The 18,919-nt window shown below is 57.1% G+C and carries 13 protein-coding genes, 1 tRNA gene and 3 rRNA genes; 10 read left to right on the top strand and 7 right to left on the bottom strand.

All coding sequences use genetic code 11. From position 1 onward, the window contains the following. Nucleotides 1-4: 4 nt before the first annotated feature. Nucleotides 5-733 (bottom strand): MerR family transcriptional regulator, encoded by a 729-nt coding sequence (locus KB892_RS22550; protein WP_002887258.1) that lies wholly within the window; start codon nucleotides 731-733, stop codon nucleotides 5-7. Nucleotides 734-849: 116 nt separating this feature from the next. Between KB892_RS22550 and KB892_RS22545 the strand changes: the two genes are divergently transcribed. Then, nucleotides 850-1,383, top strand: coding sequence for a lipocalin family protein (locus tag KB892_RS22545; protein ID WP_002887259.1), 534 nt, complete (start codon nucleotides 850-852; stop codon nucleotides 1,381-1,383). A 9-nt stretch (nucleotides 1,384-1,392) separates the two neighbouring features. On the opposite strand, the gene KB892_RS22540 is transcribed toward KB892_RS22545, so the two are convergent. The 5 genes from KB892_RS22540 to KB892_RS22520 form a co-directional block, all read right to left on the bottom strand. After that, on the bottom strand, nucleotides 1,393-1,740 hold the full coding sequence (locus KB892_RS22540) for a DUF1294 domain-containing protein (protein ID WP_002887261.1): 348 nt from the start codon (nucleotides 1,738-1,740) through the stop codon (nucleotides 1,393-1,395). 72 nt (nucleotides 1,741-1,812) lie between these two features. After that, a complete protein-coding gene (locus KB892_RS22535) occupies nucleotides 1,813-4,962 on the bottom strand; it encodes a CusA/CzcA family heavy metal efflux RND transporter (RefSeq protein ID WP_002887262.1) in 3,150 nt (1,049 codons plus the stop codon). An 11-nt stretch (nucleotides 4,963-4,973) separates the two neighbouring features. Next, nucleotides 4,974-6,236 carry an efflux RND transporter periplasmic adaptor subunit gene (locus KB892_RS22530; RefSeq protein ID WP_002887265.1) on the bottom strand — a complete coding sequence of 421 codons (1,263 nt, stop codon included), beginning with the start codon at nucleotides 6,234-6,236 and terminating at the stop codon, nucleotides 4,974-4,976. A gap of 45 nt (nucleotides 6,237-6,281) precedes the next feature. Continuing rightward, nucleotides 6,282-6,626, bottom strand: coding sequence for a cation efflux system protein CusF (cusF, locus tag KB892_RS22525; RefSeq protein WP_002887266.1), 345 nt, complete (start codon nucleotides 6,624-6,626; stop codon nucleotides 6,282-6,284). A 17-nt stretch (nucleotides 6,627-6,643) separates the two neighbouring features. Beyond that, nucleotides 6,644-8,029, bottom strand: coding sequence for an efflux transporter outer membrane subunit (locus KB892_RS22520; protein WP_002887267.1), 1,386 nt, complete (start codon nucleotides 8,027-8,029; stop codon nucleotides 6,644-6,646). Between the two features lie 171 nt (nucleotides 8,030-8,200). Here KB892_RS22520 and cusR point away from each other — a divergent pair, with 171 nt between their 5' ends. The 4 genes from cusR to kacT all read left to right on the top strand — a co-directional run bounded on the left by cusR (nucleotide 8,201) and on the right by kacT (nucleotide 11,220). Then, nucleotides 8,201-8,884 carry a copper response regulator transcription factor CusR gene (gene cusR, locus KB892_RS22515; RefSeq protein WP_002887273.1) on the top strand — a complete coding sequence of 228 codons (684 nt, stop codon included), beginning with the start codon at nucleotides 8,201-8,203 and terminating at the stop codon, nucleotides 8,882-8,884. Next, a complete protein-coding gene (locus KB892_RS22510) occupies nucleotides 8,874-10,307 on the top strand; it encodes a Cu(+)/Ag(+) sensor histidine kinase (protein WP_206659713.1) in 1,434 nt (477 codons plus the stop codon). The genes cusR and KB892_RS22510 overlap by 11 nt, the downstream gene beginning before the upstream one ends. Nucleotides 10,308-10,409: 102 nt before the next feature. Then, nucleotides 10,410-10,676 (top strand): type II toxin-antitoxin system antitoxin KacA, encoded by a 267-nt coding sequence (gene kacA / locus KB892_RS22505; RefSeq protein WP_002887278.1) that lies wholly within the window; start codon nucleotides 10,410-10,412, stop codon nucleotides 10,674-10,676. Between the two features lie 10 nt (nucleotides 10,677-10,686). Next, complete coding sequence (gene kacT / locus KB892_RS22500) at nucleotides 10,687-11,220, top strand: type II toxin-antitoxin system toxin KacT (protein WP_002887280.1); 534 nt, start codon at nucleotides 10,687-10,689, stop codon at nucleotides 11,218-11,220. 47 nt (nucleotides 11,221-11,267) lie between these two features. Here kacT and KB892_RS22495 read toward each other — a convergent pair whose 3' ends face one another. After that, on the bottom strand, nucleotides 11,268-12,389 hold the full coding sequence (locus tag KB892_RS22495; protein WP_002887282.1) for a ribosomal protein uL16 3-hydroxylase: 1,122 nt from the start codon (nucleotides 12,387-12,389) through the stop codon (nucleotides 11,268-11,270). A gap of 590 nt (nucleotides 12,390-12,979) precedes the next feature. Here KB892_RS22495 and KB892_RS22490 point away from each other — a divergent pair. From KB892_RS22490 to KB892_RS22470, 5 genes are all read left to right on the top strand, one after another. Next, nucleotides 12,980-14,519: ribosomal RNA gene (locus KB892_RS22490) — 16S ribosomal RNA — on the top strand. A gap of 85 nt (nucleotides 14,520-14,604) precedes the next feature. After that, nucleotides 14,605-14,680: transfer RNA gene (locus tag KB892_RS22485), tRNA-Glu, on the top strand. A gap of 182 nt (nucleotides 14,681-14,862) precedes the next feature. Beyond that, nucleotides 14,863-17,764, top strand: a 23S ribosomal RNA gene (locus KB892_RS22480). Between the two features lie 97 nt (nucleotides 17,765-17,861). Then, a 5S ribosomal RNA gene (gene rrf, locus KB892_RS22475) occupies nucleotides 17,862-17,977 on the top strand. Together the 16S, 23S and 5S rRNA genes with 1 tRNA gene alongside form the textbook arrangement of a ribosomal RNA operon. A gap of 604 nt (nucleotides 17,978-18,581) precedes the next feature. Then, the gene (locus tag KB892_RS22470; RefSeq protein ID WP_002887322.1) at nucleotides 18,582-18,899 is read left to right on the top strand and encodes a hypothetical protein; all 318 of its coding nucleotides are present in this window, start codon (nucleotides 18,582-18,584) and stop codon (nucleotides 18,897-18,899) included. Nucleotides 18,900-18,919 lie beyond the last annotated feature (20 nt).

The following is an 18,919-nucleotide window of genomic DNA, read 5'->3' as shown; positions in this document are numbered from 1 at the left end:
GGGGTTAGAGCGGGATCACCTCGAGGGAGACGACCTGCTGCTGCCAGAGTTCGACCTGCCTCTGGCGGGCAGCGGAGAGTTTGCCGCTGGTGACCAGCAGCCAGTTGCGCTGGGGAAAAATCTCCGGCGCCAGGGCGGCGGGAGGCACCGGCAGGACGTCGATGCGATGGCCCTGGCCGGTACGTTTGAGCGCCTCAAGCCAGATTTCGCAGGCGTCGGTCAGGTGCCAGCCGGTGATCAGAAAGTTATCCCCGGGCGCCTTCTTGTCGCCTTCGAGGCAAAACGAGGTGTAGGCGATGATGATGCCGTCGAGGATTTCGCGCAGGGTCATGATGGCCGGTACGTTGGCGGAGACCTGGCTGCGCAGCGGACGCAGCACCTCGGTCACCAGCTCCTGGCGCGGATATTCGCGCCCGGCATCGTAGATCAGCTGGCGCAGGGACTCGATTTTTCCCTCTTTCAGCCGCTGCAGCATGGTCTCCTGCAGCGTCAACCAGTTATTGGTGCGCCGCGCGCCGGGGCGCGACAGCAGGGGTTTCACCTGGCTGACCGGCACCCCTTTTTTCACCCAGTCGAGGATCTTCAGCGCCTGCTGGACGTCGTCATCGCTGTACAGACGGTGTCCACCATCGGTGCGCAGCGGCTTAAGCAGGCCGTAGCGGCGCTGCCAGGCGCGAAGCGTGGTCGCATTTATCCCGCATAGTCGGGCAAATTCGCCGATGGAGTAAGGCATGGAGGCCACCTGTTAACAAAGAATATTCTCAATATACTACGAATCACGACGGCTGGCGTGAAGTGTAGTGGCTTTGCACTACACTTTCCCCAACCGCGTAAATGAAAGGAGTTCTCATGAAGCTATGGCCTGTTGTCACCGGCGTCGCTATCGCGTTAACCCTGGTGGCCTGTAAATCGCCCACGCCGCCGAAAGGCGTTCAGCCGATTAGCGGGTTTGACGCCAGCCGTTACCTCGGAAAATGGTATGAGGTCGCTCGCCTGGAGAATCGCTTCGAGCGAGGCCTGGAGCAGGTGACCGCCACCTACGGCGCCCGCAGCGATGGGGGGATCAGCGTCGTCAACCGCGGTTATGACCCGGTCAAAAAACGCTGGAATGAGAGCGACGGGAAAGCCTATTTCACCGGCGCCCCCACCACCGCGGCGCTGAAGGTGTCGTTCTTCGGGCCATTCTACGGCGGCTATAACGTGATCCGCCTGGACGACGACTACCAGTACGCGCTGGTCAGCGGCCCCAACCGTGACTATCTGTGGATCCTGTCGCGCACCCCCACCATTCCGGCGGCGGTGAAGCAGGATTACCTGAATACCGCGCGCGAGCTGGGCTTTGACGTCGATCGCCTGGTGTGGATCCGCCAGACGCCGCGCTAGCCTCGCCGCTTAGCGGCTGAGCAGATAGGTATAAACCACGTACAGCCCGGCCAGCGCCGCCACGTTGAGCGCTACGCTGATGAAAAACCGCGTCCGGAAGGGCTGCTTTTGCGTTTTATGGCGAAAGCACTGCTGGCCGAGGATGGCCCCCGGCCAGCCTCCCGCCAGGCCCAGCACCAGCAGCGTGGTTTCCGGCACCCGGCGCCAGGCTTTGCGCGCCGCCAGCTTGTCGGCGCCATAGATAAGCCATGTCAGAAGGCTGCTCAGTAAAAACCACATCGCCAGCGGGTAGGGCAGCAGGGCGCTGCCCACGGCGGTGAGCAGCAGCAGGGAATAACATACCAGGTTCAGATTCATAGGGACGTTCACGCCGGCCAGAAGAATGGCGCCACTATAGCCAATTTCCCGGACCGGCGTAAACGCGGCGGGCTATTGGCTACGCTTGCCCCGATGCCGATACAGCCACATCAGCTTATACGCCGCCGGAATGATAAACAGCGACAGCAGCGGGGCGGTGATCATCCCGCCAATCATCGGCGCGGCGATACGGCTCATGACTTCCGAACCGGCGCCGGTGCCCCATAAAATCGGCAGCAGGCCGGCGATAATCACCGCCACGGTCATCGCCTTCGGCCGCACGCGCAGCACCGCCCCCTGGTATAGCGCCTCGTCGAGCTTATCGACGCTGAAAGTCTGCGGATTCTCCAGCGATGGCTCCGCCTCGATGGCATGGCGCAGGTACATCAGCATCACCACGCCAAATTCTGCCGCCACCCCGGCAAGGGCGATAAAGCCGGTCCCGGTGGCCACCGACAGATGGAACCCCATCCAGTAGAGGAACCAGATCCCGCCCACAAGGGCGAACGGCACGCTGGTGATAATCAGCAGTGCTTCGCCGACGCGGCGGAACGCCAGATACAGCAGCACGAAGATAATCATCAGCGTCATCGGCACCATCAGCTTCAGCTTCTGATTGGCGCGCTCCAGCAGCTCAAACTGCCCGGAGTAGGACACACTGATGCCCGGCTTCAGCTTCACCTCCTTGCCGATGGCCTGCTGCAGATCGTGCACTACCGACACCATGTCGCGGTCGCGGGCGTCGATGTAGATCCAACTGGTCGGGCGGGCGTTCTCGGTCTTCAGCATCGATGGTCCGGTGACCACTTTCACCTCAGCCACGTCGCCGAGGACGATCTGTTGCTTCAGCGGCGTGAGGATCGGCAGCTGGCGCAGGGTCTCCGGGCTGTCGCGATAGCTCTGCGGGTAGCGGATGTTGATCGGATAGCGCTCGACGCCCTCTACCGTTTCGCCAACCATCGCCCCGCCGATGGCGGACGATACAAACAGCTGCACATCGCCGACGGTCATCCCGTAGCGGGCCGCCTTCTCGCGCTGAATATCAATGTCGAGGTAGCGCCCGCCGACCAGCCGCTCGGCTAATGCCGACGTGACTCCCGGCACGCTGCGCGCCACCCCTTCAATTTGCCCGGCGATGGCGTCGATATCGGCCAGGTTAGTGCCGGAAACCTTAATGCCGATCGGGCTCTTGATGCCGGTGGAGAGCATGTCGATGCGGTTGCGGATCGGCGGCACCCACAGGTTCGCCAGCCCTGGCAGACGCACGGTTTTATCCAGCTCGTCGACGATCTTCTCCATGGTCATCCCCGGCCGCCACTGATCCTGTGGCTTAAGCTGAATGGTGGTCTCCACCATCTCCAGCGGCGCCGAGTCGGTGGCGGTCTCGGCCTTGCCGGTTTTGCCGAACACCCGGGCCACTTCCGGCACCGCCATGATCAGCTTATCGGTTTTCTGCAGCATATCCGCCGCCTGCGCAGCGGAGATCCCCGGCAGCGTGGACGGCATATACAGCAGATCGCCCTCGTTGATCTGCGGCAGAAACTCGCCGCCGACCCGGTTAAGCGGCCAGACAACCGTCAGGATCGACAGGAGCGCAATCAGCAGGGTAGTCTTCGGCCAGTGCAGCACCTTCAGCAGCAGCGGGTGATAAATGCGGATCAAAAAGCGATTCAGCGGATTGCTGTTCTCCGCCGGGATCCTGCCGCGGATCCAGAAGCCCATCAGGATCGGGATCGCCACGATCGCCAGCAGCGCCGCCCCGGCCATCGACCAGGTTTTGGTGAAGGCCAGCGGGCCGAACAGTTTGCCCTCCTGGCCTTCGAGGGTGAAAATCGGGATAAACGACAGGGTGATGATCAGCAGGCTGATAAACAGCGCCGGGCCGACCTCCACCGAGGCCTCGGTAATTATTTTCCAGCGTGTGTCGTTGCTGAGCTTCTCTCCCGGGTGCTGATGCTCCCACTCCTCCAGCCGCTTATGGGCGTTCTCAATCATCACGATGGCGGCATCGACCATCGCCCCCACCGCAATGGCGATCCCGCCCAGCGACATGATGTTGGCGTTGAGCCCCTGGAAATGCATCATGATAAAGGCGAAGCACAGGCCGAGCGGTAGCGAGATAATCGCCACCAGCGCCGAGCGCACGTGCCACAGGAACAGGGCGCAGACTAGGGCGACGACGATAAACTCTTCCAGCAGCTTGTAGCTGAGGTTGTCGATGGCGCGGTCGATAAGCTGGCTGCGGTCGTAGGTGGTGACCACTTCCACCCCTTCCGGCAGGCTGCTTTGCAGCGACGCCAGCTTCTCTTTGACCGCCGAGATCACCTCGCGGGCGTTCTTGCCGGAGCGCAAGATCACCACGCCGCCGGCCACTTCGCCTTCGCCGTTAAGCTCGGCGATTCCGCGGCGCATCTCCGGGCCGATCTGCACCCGCGCGACGTCGCCAAGATAGACCGGCACGCCGTTATCCCCGGTTTTCAGCACGATATTTTTGAAGTCGTCGAGCGTCTGCAGGTAGCCGCTGGCGCGCACCATATATTCGGCTTCCGCCAGTTCGACGGAAGAGCCGCCCGCCTCCTGGTTAGAGGCGTCCAGCGCCGATTTCACTTCGCCGAGACTGATGCCGTACTGGGTCAGCTTCATCGGGTCGACGACAATCTGATACTCCTTGACCACGCCGCCCACCGACGCCACTTCCGAGACGTTAGGGATGGTTTTCAGCTCATATTTTAAGAACCAGTCCTGTAGGGAGCGCAGTTCGGCGAGGTCGTGCTTGCCGCTGCGGTCGACCAGCGCGTACTCGAAGACCCAACCGACGCCGGTGGCATCCGGGCCCATTTCGGCGCTGACCCCGGCGGGAAGTTTGCCCTGCACCTGGTTGAGATACTCCAGCACCCGCGAGCGCGCCCAGTAAGGATCGGTGCCGTCTTCAAAAATCACGTATACGTAGGAGTCGCCGAATTGCGAGAAGCCGCGAACCGTTCTGGCGCCGGGGACCGACAGCATGGTGGTGGTCAGCGGCCAGGTGACCTGGTTTTCGACGATCTGCGGCGCCTGCCCCGGATAGCGGGTTTTGACGATCACCTGTACGTCAGAGAGATCCGGCAGGGCGTCTACCGGGGTGTGGATGATGGTCCAGGTTCCCCAGATGCTGAGAAACAGCGCCGCCATCATCACCAGGAAGCGGTTGGCCACCGAGCGGCGGATAATCCATTCAATCATGGTTCCGTTCCTTAGTGCGCGTGGGCGGCAGAGGCCGCGGCATCAGGGGCCTGCGCGCGCATGCGCTCCAGCGCGCCGGCGATATTGGCCTCCGAGTCGATCAGGAACAGGCCGCTGGCGACGACTTTCTCACCCTCCTGCAGCCCGCTGCGAATGGCCGTGACGCCATTGGACTCATGGAATACCTGCACGATTTTCGGCACGAAGCGGCCCTCGTTATCCACGGTAATCACTCGCTGCTCGCTGCCGCTGTCGATCAGCGCTTTGGAGGGGATCAGCAGCATCGGGGCGCTTTCGCTGGTCAGCTGCAGGTAGGCGTTCATCCCCGGCTTCAGCGCTTCATCCGGGTTGTTGACCTGCAGGCGCAGCTGCAGGGTGCGGGTGGCGCTATCGACGCTGGGGAGAAGGGTCCATTTGCTGATGCGGAAGGTTTTGCCCGGCCAGGCGGGAACCTGAATGCTGAACTGCGAGGCGTCTTTAATCAGCCAGGCGATGGATTCCGGGACCGCCACGCTGACCCACACCGGGTCCATGCCCTGAATTTTCGCCACCACGTTATCTTTAGCGATGTTCATTCCGGCGCGCAGATCGAAGGCGGTGATCACCCCGTCGATGGGCGCCTTGAGGGTGAAGCGGGTCTGGATCTTGCGCGTGGCTTTCAGGCGGCGGATATCGTCGTCCGGCATTCCGGCGAGACGTAGACGCTCGAGGATCCCCTCGACCTGCGTAGCGGTGCCCCCGGTCTCCTGCAATAGCAGATATTCGCTCTGCGCTTCCACCCAGTCCGGGATGGTCAGCTCGAGCAGCGGCGTGCCTTGTTTCACTTTGTCGCCGACGGTCAACGGATAGACTTTATTGATAAAGCCCGCCGCCCGCGCCTGCATAATCACATACTGGTACTCGTTATAGCTGATGTTGGCCGGGAAGGTCTGGGCGTAGCGCAGCGGCCCGCGGGTAACGGCGGCGGTTTTCACCCCAAGATTCTGGGTCTGCGTCGGGTCGATACGCACCCCCGGCGCACCGGCGGCAGCACTCTCCTCATCGGCGTATTTCGGCACCAGATCCATATCCATAAACGGCGATTTACCCGGTTTATCGAAGCGGGTGTTCGGGTACATCGGGTCGTACCAGAACAGCACTTTACGCTGCTGCTCGGCTGCCGGAGCGGCAGCGTCGACCGGCGTTAGTCTGGCGTACAGCGCCGCGGTAAGCGCGCCGCCAATCAGCATGCTGCCGAGGATCAGCGCCGTATTTTTCAGTGTCAGGGATGCCATGTGTCGTCCATTCAGTTGTTGAGGGGGCCTACCGTCGCCGGGCCGTTATTGGGCGCGGATATCCTGTAACAGCGACAGATTGCCCTGCTGAACGAAGGTGAAGTCCACGCTGTCGCCATCCTTCACATTGTTGAGCTGCGTCTGCGGGGTGATGGTGAAGCGCATGGTCATCGGCGGCCAGTTCACCGCCGGGATGGCCTCGTGGGCGATGGTGATTTTTTTGTTATCCATATCAATAGCTTTAATGACGCCTTTGCCGCGGATGCTTTGCGCCTGCGCGGCGGCGGGCTGCTCGTGCATCACCATACCGGCGTGCGGGGCGGCGGCCTGGGCGGCGAACACCGCGCCAGAGAGCAGGGTGAACAGGGCGATTTTAGATAGTGAATTCATGTTCGGGACTCCTTGGGTTATTCCATCCAGCCGCCGCCGAGAGCGGTGAACAGGGTGATTTCATTTGCCTGACGGGAATAGTTGAGTTCCAGCAGGGTTTGTCGGGTGGTGAAAATATCGCGCTGGGCGCTCAGGACTTCGATATAGCTGACCGCGCCGTGGCGATAGAGCGCAGTGGCGCGCTGCAGGGTGATATTCAGCGAGGCGAGATAGCGCTCCTGCGCGGCAATTTGATCGGCCAGGCTCTGGCGCAGGGCCAGCGCGTCGGCCACCTCTTTAAAGGCGGACTGGATTTTTTGTTCATAGTTGACCACCTGCTGCTGCTGGCGGATCTCCGCCAGATCGAGGCTGGCCTGATTACGCCCGGCGTTGAAAATCGGCAGTTCGATTTTGGGAATGAAGTTCCACATCGCGCCGCCAGCGTTAAACAGGCTGGAGAGTTCGCTGCTGCTGCCGGAGAGCGAGCTGGTCAGGGTGATCGACGGGAAGAAGGCCGCCCGCGCGGCGCCGATGTTGGCGTTGGCCGCTTGCAGGCTGTGTTCGGCCTCTAAAATATCCGGCCGCTGCAGCAGGATCGCTGAGGAGAGCGATGGCGGCAGGGTTACGCCTTGCAGGTCCACGGCGCTGCTGGCGCTATCGTCCGGCAGATGTTGATAGCTGCCGAGCAGCAGTTGCAGGGCGTTATTGGCCTGCGCCAGCTGGCCCTGACGTTTGGCGATATCGGCGCGGGTGCTTTCGATCATGCTGCGCGCCTGCTCCAGCGCCAGGACGGTGGTGCTCCCGGTCAGCAGCTGTTTTTCAACGAAGGCGTAAGACTGCTGATAGTTCTGCAAGGTGTCGTTGGCCACCTGCAGCTGCGCTGCCGCCAGCCGCTGGTTGAAGTAGCTTTGTGAAACGTTAGCAATCAACAGGATATGCACCGCGCGCCGCGCCTCTTCGCTGGCGAAGAAGTTCTGTCGGTCGGCTTCGCTAAGGTTTTTCAACCGGCCAAAGAAGTCGAGGTCGTAGCTGAGGTTTAAGCCGGCGGCATAATCGCTGCTGGTGGTGGTGTCGCCTTTGAGCTTGCCGCCATAGGTGGTGCTGCCGTCACCGTTCAATTGCGGGTAGCGGTCGGCGTCGGTAACCCGATATTGCGCGCGAGCCTCCTGCACTTTCAGCGTCGCCATCCGCAGATCGCGGTTGTTGGTCAGCGCGGTGCTAATCAGGCTTTTCACCTGCGGGTCGACGAAAAAGGTGCGCCAGCCGGTCTCCTGGTAGCCCGCTGTCGCAGTAACCAGCTTGTTCTGGCTGAGAGAGAACTGCTGCGGCACCGGCGCTGCGGGGCGCTGATAGTCCGGAGCAAGTGACAGACAGCCGGTTAAGGTAAATATCACGCTGAGGGTAAGTAGCTGTATTGAGCGCATGGCGGCAGAAGTTTCGACGATTTATCCATGGCGGCTACTTTACGTAGCGGGCTCTGTTCAGGGCGTGACGGGAAAATGACAAAGCTGTCATTTTCCTGATATTTCATTGCTATCCGGAGGCGCTCCTCTAAAATTGAATACCCGCACAAAGCGCGCGTGAAGGAGCCTGCCGTGAAGATTTTGATTGTCGAAGATGAGAAGAAAACCGGAGAGTACCTGACCAAAGGGCTCACCGAGGCCGGCTTCGTCGTCGACCTGGCCGATAACGGCCTCAACGGCTATCACCTGGCGATGACCAGCGATTACGATCTGCTGATCCTCGACATCATGCTGCCGGATGTGAACGGTTGGGATATCGTGCGCATGCTGCGCGCCGCCGGGAAAGGCATGCCGATCCTGCTGCTTACCGCGTTGGGCACCATTGAGCATCGGGTGAAGGGGCTGGAGCTGGGCGCTGACGACTATCTGGTAAAACCGTTCGCCTTTGCGGAGCTGCTGGCGCGGGTGCGTACTCTGCTGCGCCGCGGGGCGGCGGTCATCGTCGAAAGCCAGTTTCAGGCGGCCGATCTCAGCGTCGATTTGGTCAGCCGCAAGGTGACGCGCGGTGCCACCCGCATCACCCTGACCAGTAAGGAATTCACGCTGCTGGAGTTCTTCCTGCGTCATCAGGGCGAGGTGCTGCCCCGTTCGTTAATTGCCTCGCAGGTGTGGGATATGAACTTCGACAGCGACACTAACGCCATTGACGTGGCGGTGAAGCGGCTGCGCGCCAAAATTGATAACGACTTCGAGCCGAAGCTGATCCAGACCGTGCGCGGCGTCGGCTATATGCTTGAGGTGCCGGATGGCCGCTAAGCGCCCCTTTTCCCTGGCCACCCGGCTGACCTTCTTTATTAGCCTCGCCACCATCATTGCTTTCTTTGCCTTCACCTGGATCATGATCCATTCGGTGAAGGCCCACTTTGAAGAGCGCGACGTTCACGATCTCAGACAGCTCAGCACCACCCTGGAGACGGTCCTCGACCACGCTGACTATCCGCAGGCGCGGCGGCTGGAGATCGTGAAGAATATCATTGCGGGCTACGCCAACGTCTTCATCTGCCTGGACGATGGCCAGGGCAATATTCTGTTCCAGTCGCCCAACGGGCCGGATCTCAGCCATATGCTGAGTACGCCGGGGCTGGCGATGCAGCTCCGCGACGGGAATGTGATTTCATGGACCGACCCGCAGCCGCGGGCAATGGCGCACGATAATCATCCACTGGAGACCCGCGCCTGGCGGTTGATCATGCTGCCGCTGGGCAAGCAGGCGGACGGTAAACCGGCGTACCACCTGCTGATGGCCTTATCCATCGATTTTCACCTGCACTATATTAATGAGCTGAAAGCGAAGCTGATCTCCGCGGCGTCGATAATCAGCCTGCTGATCATCGCCATCGTGCTGTTTGTGGTCTACCAGGGGCATAAGCCGATCCGCCAGATCAGCCGCCAGATCCAGAATATTACCTCGCGGGATCTCGATGTACGCCTTGACCCGCAGGCGGTGCCTGTCGAGCTGGAGCGGCTGGCGCTGTCGTTTAACCATATGCTGGAGCGGATAGAGGATGTCTTTACCCGCCAGTCTAATTTCTCCGCCGATATCGCCCACGAAATCCGTACGCCGATTACCAACCTGGTCACGCAAACCGAAATCGCCTTAAGCCAGAGCCGCAGCCCGCAGGAGCTGGAAGAGGTGCTTTACTCCAATCTCGAAGAGTTCTCGCGGATGTCGCGGATGGTTAGCGATATGCTGTTCCTCGCTCAGGCGGATAATAACCAGCTGATCCCTGAGCAACAGGCGCTGGATCTGGCCGATGAAGTGCATAAGGTGTTTGAGTTTTTCGAAGCGTGGGCGGAAGAGAAGGCGGTGGCGCTGCGTTTTGTCGGTAGCCATTGCCGGGTGATTGGCGATCCGCTGATGCTGCGGCGGGCAATCAGCAACCTGCTGTCGAACGCGATTCGCTATACGCCGGCCGGGCAGGCGGTGACCATCCAGTTGAGCGAAAGCGCGGAGACGGTACGCCTGGTGGTGGAGAACCCCGGTACGCCGATTGCCGCCGAGCATCTGCCGCGCCTGTTTGACCGATTCTATCGCGTCGCCCCCTCGCGCCAGCGCAAAGGGGAGGGCAGCGGCATCGGCCTGGCGATTGTGAAATCGATTGTCGGAGCCCACCACGGCAGCGTGGCGGCGCAGTCCGATCTGCGCTCGACGCGGTTTATTGTGGTGTTGCCGAAATAGGCGCAATCCGCGAGTGATAGTTGAGTATGTGGCTTTCTGTCGCTATATTAAATGTACGGAAAATAACCGTACATGAAGTTTGCAACAGGCCGGAGATAACGTATGCCCGCACTTAAAAAGCAGCGTATAGATTTGAGATTAACCGATGATGATAAGAGCATCATCGAGGAAGCTGCGGCAATTTCGAATCAGACGATTACCCAGTTTGTGGTTGCCAGTGCCTCAGAACGTGCTGCGGAAGTGATTGAGCAGCACCGCAGAATGGTCCTCAATGAGCAATCATGGAGCCTGGTGATGGAGGCGATTACCCAACCGCCAGCCCCGAATGATCGACTGAAACGTGCAGCGAAGCGTCTACAAACCAGGTAAGGTAGAGCTAATGGAGCAGCAACTGACGATTGAGATGATTGCCGATGCGTTCAGCTACGATATCACTGGATTTGATTGCGGCGAGGAAGCGCTGAATACGTTTTTAAAAGAGCACCTCAAGCGGCAGCACGATGGACAAATCTTAAGGGGTTATGCGCTGGTCTCCGGGGATACCGTTCCCAGGTTGCTGGGTTATTACACCTTATCGGGGAGTTGTTTCGAGCGAGGCATGTTGCCGTCTAAAACTCAGCAAAAGAAAATCCCGTATCAAAATGCGCCAAGCGTAACCCTCGGGCGGCTGGCCATTGATAAATCTGTTCAGGGGCAGGGCTGGGGAGAGATGTTGGTTGCCCATGTGATGCGAGTGGTGTGGGGAGCGTCTAAAGCCGTTGGCATCTACGGATTGTTTGTTGAAGCCCTTAATGAGAAAGCTAAAGCATTCTATCTTCGTCTGGGGTTTATACAGCTCGTGGATGAAAATAGTAACTTACTGTTTTATCCGACCAAATCGATTGAACAGCTCTTTACTGACGATGAGTCATAAAAGAAACCGGGCAGCGCCAGGCGGCTGCCCGCAGTATCGCGACTCTCTTACTCTTCGAAGTACCAGTAGCCCTGATTAATCAGCCGCGTCAGTTCGCTCACGAACGCCGGATTCTGCAGGCCGCTGCCGAGCTCTTCCTGGCCTAATGAGGTATAGCGACACAGCGCATCCAGCGCTTCGGCATCGGTGGTGTCGAGTTGTTCGCTATGCACGAAGAAGCTGTCGCCGATATGCAGAACGCGCAGGCCGCTCAGGCGGGAAAGCTTTTCACCACCCAGCAGCGCATCGACCACTTCCTCTTCTTCATACGGTGGTTCCGCCGGCGCAATATCCAGCTCGTGACGCGGGGTGGTGACGAAACTGCCGAACCACTGCTTGAAGTCTTCCGGCTGGCGAATCATATCGATCATCATGGTGCGCAGACGTTCGAGTTCATACTCTTCAACCCGGCCCGGATGCTCGCGGCAGGTGAGGTCCGGATCGCTGTAGTGCTCGCCGCCGAGATCGTTCTCCAGCACATAGTCGGCGAAGCTGCTGATCAGGTCGCGGCCGTTTGGCCCGCGGAAGCCGACGGAGTAGTTCAGGGCGGTTTCGTGGGTTATGCCGTCGTGCGGGAATCCCGGTGGAATATAGAGGATGTCGCCTGGCTGCAGATCTTCATCAATGATCGGTGGGAACGGATCGACGTGCAGCAGTGCCGGATGCGGACAGAACTGACGCATCGGCAGCTTGTCACCCACGCGCCAGCGGCGGCTGCCCATGCCCTGAATAATAAAGACGTCATACTGATCGATATGCGGGCCGACACCGCCGCCGGGGACGGAGAAGGAGATCATCAGGTCGTCCAGGCGCCAGTCCGGCAGTACGCGGAACGGACGCACCAGCTCGGCGGCAGGCATATGCCAGTGGTTTACCGCCTGGGCCAGCAGGGACCAACCGGTTTCGCCCAGCCCGTCGAAATGTTCAAAAGGACCATTGCTGGCCTGCCATTTGCCGTTTTTCAGGCTGACCAGCCGGCTGTCGACTTCCGGCTCCATGGCTAATCCGGCCAGCTCGTCCGGAGTAATCGGGTCGACGAAGTCCGGAAACGCGTTTTTTAATACCACCGGCTGTTTCTGCCAGTATTTTTCTAAAAACTCGGGCCAGTTAATGTTGAGTTGATAAGCCATCGATTATTACCAGTAAGAAGAAACGGGCCTGATTATAGAAATGAGGGCCGGGCGGGCGCATTGTCGTGGGTCAAGAGTGGTGCTTAATTCACCATCGGCGCGATAATGGCGTTGGGTAAGAGAGAAAATCACATTTTCGCCAAAAACCGATCTTAGCGTAAATTGCGCTGCAGGCCGCATGAGCACTGGGATTGCGCCTTTAATGGTAAGAAGATGAATTAGCGAAAAGTTCAAATAATGAGCGGTCGATAAGATTTTTCTATTTTAACGCTTGCTACTTCCGGCGAACTCCCTATAATGCGCTCCCACTGACACGGCGGATGTGAATCACTTCACACAAACAGCCGGTTCGGTTGCAGAGAAAAATCCTGAAAAACGGGTTGACTCTGAAAGAGGAAAGCGTAATATACGCCACCTCGCGACAGGGCGCTAAAACGCGTCGCAACTGCTCTTTAACAATTTATCAGACAATCTGTGTGGGCACTCAAAGTGACATGGATTCTTAACGTCCTCGGACGAAAAATGAATACCAAGTCTCAAGAGTGAACACGTAATTCATTACGAAGTTTAATTCTTTGAGCATCAAACTTAAATTGAAGAGTTTGATCATGGCTCAGATTGAACGCTGGCGGCAGGCCTAACACATGCAAGTCGAGCGGTAGCACAGAGAGCTTGCTCTCGGGTGACGAGCGGCGGACGGGTGAGTAATGTCTGGGAAACTGCCTGATGGAGGGGGATAACTACTGGAAACGGTAGCTAATACCGCATAACGTCGCAAGACCAAAGTGGGGGACCTTCGGGCCTCATGCCATCAGATGTGCCCAGATGGGATTAGCTAGTAGGTGGGGTAACGGCTCACCTAGGCGACGATCCCTAGCTGGTCTGAGAGGATGACCAGCCACACTGGAACTGAGACACGGTCCAGACTCCTACGGGAGGCAGCAGTGGGGAATATTGCACAATGGGCGCAAGCCTGATGCAGCCATGCCGCGTGTGTGAAGAAGGCCTTCGGGTTGTAAAGCACTTTCAGCGGGGAGGAAGGCGTTAAGGTTAATAACCTCATCGATTGACGTTACCCGCAGAAGAAGCACCGGCTAACTCCGTGCCAGCAGCCGCGGTAATACGGAGGGTGCAAGCGTTAATCGGAATTACTGGGCGTAAAGCGCACGCAGGCGGTCTGTCAAGTCGGATGTGAAATCCCCGGGCTCAACCTGGGAACTGCATTCGAAACTGGCAGGCTAGAGTCTTGTAGAGGGGGGTAGAATTCCAGGTGTAGCGGTGAAATGCGTAGAGATCTGGAGGAATACCGGTGGCGAAGGCGGCCCCCTGGACAAAGACTGACGCTCAGGTGCGAAAGCGTGGGGAGCAAACAGGATTAGATACCCTGGTAGTCCACGCCGTAAACGATGTCGATTTGGAGGTTGTGCCCTTGAGGCGTGGCTTCCGGAGCTAACGCGTTAAATCGACCGCCTGGGGAGTACGGCCGCAAGGTTAAAACTCAAATGAATTGACGGGGGCCCGCACAAGCGGTGGAGCATGTGGTTTAATTCGATGCAACGCGAAGAACCTTACCTGGTCTTGACATCCACAGAACTTAGCAGAGATGCTTTGGTGCCTTCGGGAACTGTGAGACAGGTGCTGCATGGCTGTCGTCAGCTCGTGTTGTGAAATGTTGGGTTAAGTCCCGCAACGAGCGCAACCCTTATCCTTTGTTGCCAGCGGTCCGGCCGGGAACTCAAAGGAGACTGCCAGTGATAAACTGGAGGAAGGTGGGGATGACGTCAAGTCATCATGGCCCTTACGACCAGGGCTACACACGTGCTACAATGGCATATACAAAGAGAAGCGACCTCGCGAGAGCAAGCGGACCTCATAAAGTATGTCGTAGTCCGGATTGGAGTCTGCAACTCGACTCCATGAAGTCGGAATCGCTAGTAATCGTAGATCAGAATGCTACGGTGAATACGTTCCCGGGCCTTGTACACACCGCCCGTCACACCATGGGAGTGGGTTGCAAAAGAAGTAGGTAGCTTAACCTTCGGGAGGGCGCTTACCACTTTGTGATTCATGACTGGGGTGAAGTCGTAACAAGGTAACCGTAGGGGAACCTGCGGTTGGATCACCTCCTTACCTTAAAGAACCTGCCTTTGTAGTGCTCACACAGATTGTCTGATGAAAGTAAAGAAGCAAGGCGTCTTGCGATTGAGACTTCAGTGTCCCCTTCGTCTAGAGGCCCAGGACACCGCCCTTTCACGGCGGTAACAGGGGTTCGAATCCCCTAGGGGACGCCACTTGCTGGTTCGTGAGTGAAAGACGCGTGCCGAACTATCTCAAAACTCATCTTCGGGTGATGTTTGAGATATTTGCTCTTTAAAAATCTGGATCAAGCTGAAAATTGAAACGACACACTGTTTAAGTGTGTTCGAGTCTCTCAAATTTTCGCAATCAGAAGTGAAACATCTTCGGGTTGTGAGGTTAAGCGACTAAGCGTACACGGTGGATGCCCTGGCAGTCAGAGGCGATGAAGGACGTGCTAATCTGCGAAAAGCGTCGGTAAGGTGATATGAACCGTTATAACCGGCGATGTCCGAATGGGGAAACCCAGTGCAATTCGTTGCACTATCGTTAACTGAATACATAGGTTAACGAGGCGAACCGGGGGAACTGAAACATCTAAGTACCCCGAGGAAAAGAAATCAACCGAGATTCCCCCAGTAGCGGCGAGCGAACGGGGAGCAGCCCAGAGTCTGAATCAGCTTGTGTGTTAGTGGAACGGTCTGGAAAGTCCGACGGTACAGGGTGATAGTCCCGTACACCAAAATGCACAGGTTGTGAACTCGAAGAGTAGGGCGGGACACGTGGTATCCTGTCTGAATATGGGGGGACCATCCTCCAAGGCTAAATACTCCTGACTGACCGATAGTGAACCAGTACCGTGAGGGAAAGGCGAAAAGAACCCCGGCGAGGGGAGTGAAAAAGAACCTGAAACCGTGTACGTACAAGCAGTGGGAGCACCTTCGGGTGTGACTGCGTACCTTTTGTATAATGGGTCAGCGACTTATATTCTGTAGCAAGGTTAACCGTATAGGGGAGCCGCAGGGAAACCGAGTCTTAACTGGGCGTTAAGTTGCAGGGTATAGACCCGAAACCCGGTGATCTAGCCATGGGCAGGTTGAAGGTTGGGTAACACTAACTGGAGGACCGAACCGACTAATGTTGAAAAATTAGCGGATGACTTGTGGCTGGGGGTGAAAGGCCAATCAAACCGGGAGATAGCTGGTTCTCCCCGAAAGCTATTTAGGTAGCGCCTCGTGAACTCATCTTCGGGGGTAGAGCACTGTTTCGGCTAGGGGGTCATCCCGACTTACCAACCCGATGCAAACTACGAATACCGAAGAATGTTATCACGGGAGACACACGGCGGGTGCTAACGTCCGTCGTGAAGAGGGAAACAACCCAGACCGCCAGCTAAGGTCCCAAAGTCATGGTTAAGTGGGAAACGATGTGGGAAGGCACAGACAGCCAGGATGTTGGCTTAGAAGCAGCCATCATTTAAAGAAAGCGTAATAGCTCACTGGTCGAGTCGGCCTGCGCGGAAGATGTAACGGGGCTAAACCATGCACCGAAGCTGCGGCAGCGACACTATGTGTTGTTGGGTAGGGGAGCGTTCTGTAAGCCTGCGAAGGTGTGCTGTGAGGCATGCTGGAGGTATCAGAAGTGCGAATGCTGACATAAGTAACGATAAAGCGGGTGAAAAGCCCGCTCGCCGGAAGACCAAGGGTTCCTGTCCAACGTTAATCGGGGCAGGGTGAGTCGACCCCTAAGGCGAGGCCGAAAGGCGTAGTCGATGGGAAACAGGTTAATATTCCTGTACTTGGTGTTACTGCGAAGGGGGGACGGAGAAGGCTATGTTAGCCGGGCGACGGTTGTCCCGGTTTAAGCATGTAGGCTGATTGTCCAGGCAAATCCGGATAATCAAGGCTGAGGTGTGATGACGAGGCACTACGGTGCTGAAGTAACAAATGCCCTGCTTCCAGGAAAAGCCTCTAAGCATCAGGTAACATTAAATCGTACCCCAAACCGACACAGGTGGTCAGGTAGAGAATACCAAGGCGCTTGAGAGAACTCGGGTGAAGGAACTAGGCAAAATGGTGCCGTAACTTCGGGAGAAGGCACGCTGGTGTGTAGGTGAAGTCCCTGCGGATGGAGCTGAGACCAGTCGAAGATACCAGCTGGCTGCAACTGTTTATTAAAAACACAGCACTGTGCAAACACGAAAGTGGACGTATACGGTGTGACGCCTGCCCGGTGCCGGAAGGTTAATTGATGGGGTTATCCGTAAGGAGAAGCTCTTGATCGAAGCCCCGGTAAACGGCGGCCGTAACTATAACGGTCCTAAGGTAGCGAAATTCCTTGTCGGGTAAGTTCCGACCTGCACGAATGGCGTAATGATGGCCAGGCTGTCTCCACCCGAGACTCAGTGAAATTGAACTCGCTGTGAAGATGCAGTGTACCCGCGGCAAGACGGAAAGACCCCGTGAACCTTTACTATAGCTTGACACTGAACATTGAGCCTTGATGTGTAGGATAGGTGGGAGGCTTTGAAGCGTGGACGCCAGTCTGCGTGGAGCCAACCTTGAAATACCACCCTTTAATGTTTGATGTTCTAACGTTGGCCCCTGACCGGGGTTGCGGACAGTGTCTGGTGGGTAGTTTGACTGGGGCGGTCTCCTCCCAAAGCGTAACGGAGGAGCACGAAGGTTAGCTAATCCTGGTCGGACATCAGGAGGTTAGTGCAATGGCATAAGCTAGCTTGACTGCGAGCGTGACGGCGCGAGCAGGTGCGAAAGCAGGTCATAGTGATCCGGTGGTTCTGAATGGAAGGGCCATCGCTCAACGGATAAAAGGTACTCCGGGGATAACAGGCTGATACCGCCCAAGAGTTCATATCGACGGCGGTGTTTGGCACCTCGATGTCGGCTCATCACATCCTGGGGCTGAAGTAGGTCCCAAGGGTATGGCTGTTCGCCATTTAAAGTGGTACGCGAGCTGGGTTTAGAACGTCGTGAGACAGTTCGGTCCCTATCTGCCGTGGGCGCTGGAGAATTGAGGGGGGCTGCTCCTAGTACGAGAGGACCGGAGTGGACGCATCACTGGTGTTCGGGTTGTCATGCCAATGGCACTGCCCGGTAGCTAAATGCGGAAGAGATAAGTGCTGAAAGCATCTAAGCACGAAACTTGCCCCGAGATGAGTTCTCCCTGAGACTTTAAGTCTCCTGAAGGAACGTTGAAGACGACGACGTTGATAGGCCGGGTGTGTAAGCGCAGCGATGCGTTGAGCTAACCGGTACTAATGAACCGTGAGGCTTAACCTTACAACGCCGAAGATGTTTTGGCGGATTTGAGAGAATTTTCAGCTCTGATTCAGATTAATCGATACGTTGGTGAAACGTGTTGATAAAACAGAATTTGCCTGGCGGCACTAGCGCGGTGGTCCCACCTGACCCCATGCCGAACTCAGAAGTGAAACGCCGTAGCGCCGATGGTAGTGTGGGGTCTCCCCATGTGAGAGTAGGGAACTGCCAGGCATCAAATAAAGCAGAAAGCCCGGTCGAAAGACCGGGCTTTTTGTTTTTGCGTTTAAAAAGAACCCCGTCCCGAAAGGTACGGGGTTTTTTGCTGTGTGGGGTATATCTCCCCCGGTGGCGCTGCGCTTACCGGGGCTACAAAAGCGTAGCCCGGACAAAGTGCGCAGCACCGCCTTTATTGCTTCGCAAAATAGCGTGACGAATGCTTGTGGCATGGTCAACCGGATAGTGAATTTACCGGATGATACAAGTCGGAAAATAATTATCAGCAGCTACGATTAATATTATTTCTTTATTTCAGCGCCATTATATTGTGCTCCGGTAAAATAATGATGCGGCCTCTTCCTCCCACAAAATAACGCGTTTACGCTTCAGAAAAAATATTTCCGTGACTGGATACTTCGCTTCCGGATGTATTGTGGCGAACGGTATGCTTCTTCCCTGTTTTTGTCTAAATGAGCTTTATCATTAACACTTTGTTAACTTGATCTGGTTTATATGGCAGCAAATTTGATATACAAAGGGGGATGATTGCCTGTATGGATGCTGCCCGAAATACCTTGCGAAACATAGACTGGTTCTCGGCTGGCAAATGAGAATAGAAATGAAAATCCTGCTTAACTGGTCGCCATTGCGCCAGCTCTTCACTTACATTCAGGAGCGCTTTACCTTTCTGGTGCTGCTCTGCTGGCCAGCGATTATCTGGTTGTTCTGCCGGGTCGGCGTGTGGCTCACCGATAACGTTTATGAACTGCTGGGAAAATCACCAGCCCAGTCCTTCACCGTGTATCTGCAGCCGTTTATGACCCCCGGCACGCTGCTGCGCATCTCCATCAGCTGGGTGGTGTTGCTGTTCATTCTCTTCAGTATGGCGATGGCCTTCACCTGGGGTTTACGTCGCTTTATGAATCGCCATAAATAAACCATTCGGCCGCCGTAAGT

This window comes from Klebsiella sp. P1927 (assembly GCF_018204675.1).
GTDB classification, from domain to species: Bacteria; Pseudomonadota; Gammaproteobacteria; order Enterobacterales; family Enterobacteriaceae; genus Klebsiella; species Klebsiella pneumoniae.
Note: the sequence above shows the minus strand (reverse complement) of the source record. Positions and strands in the feature narration are given on the sequence as shown.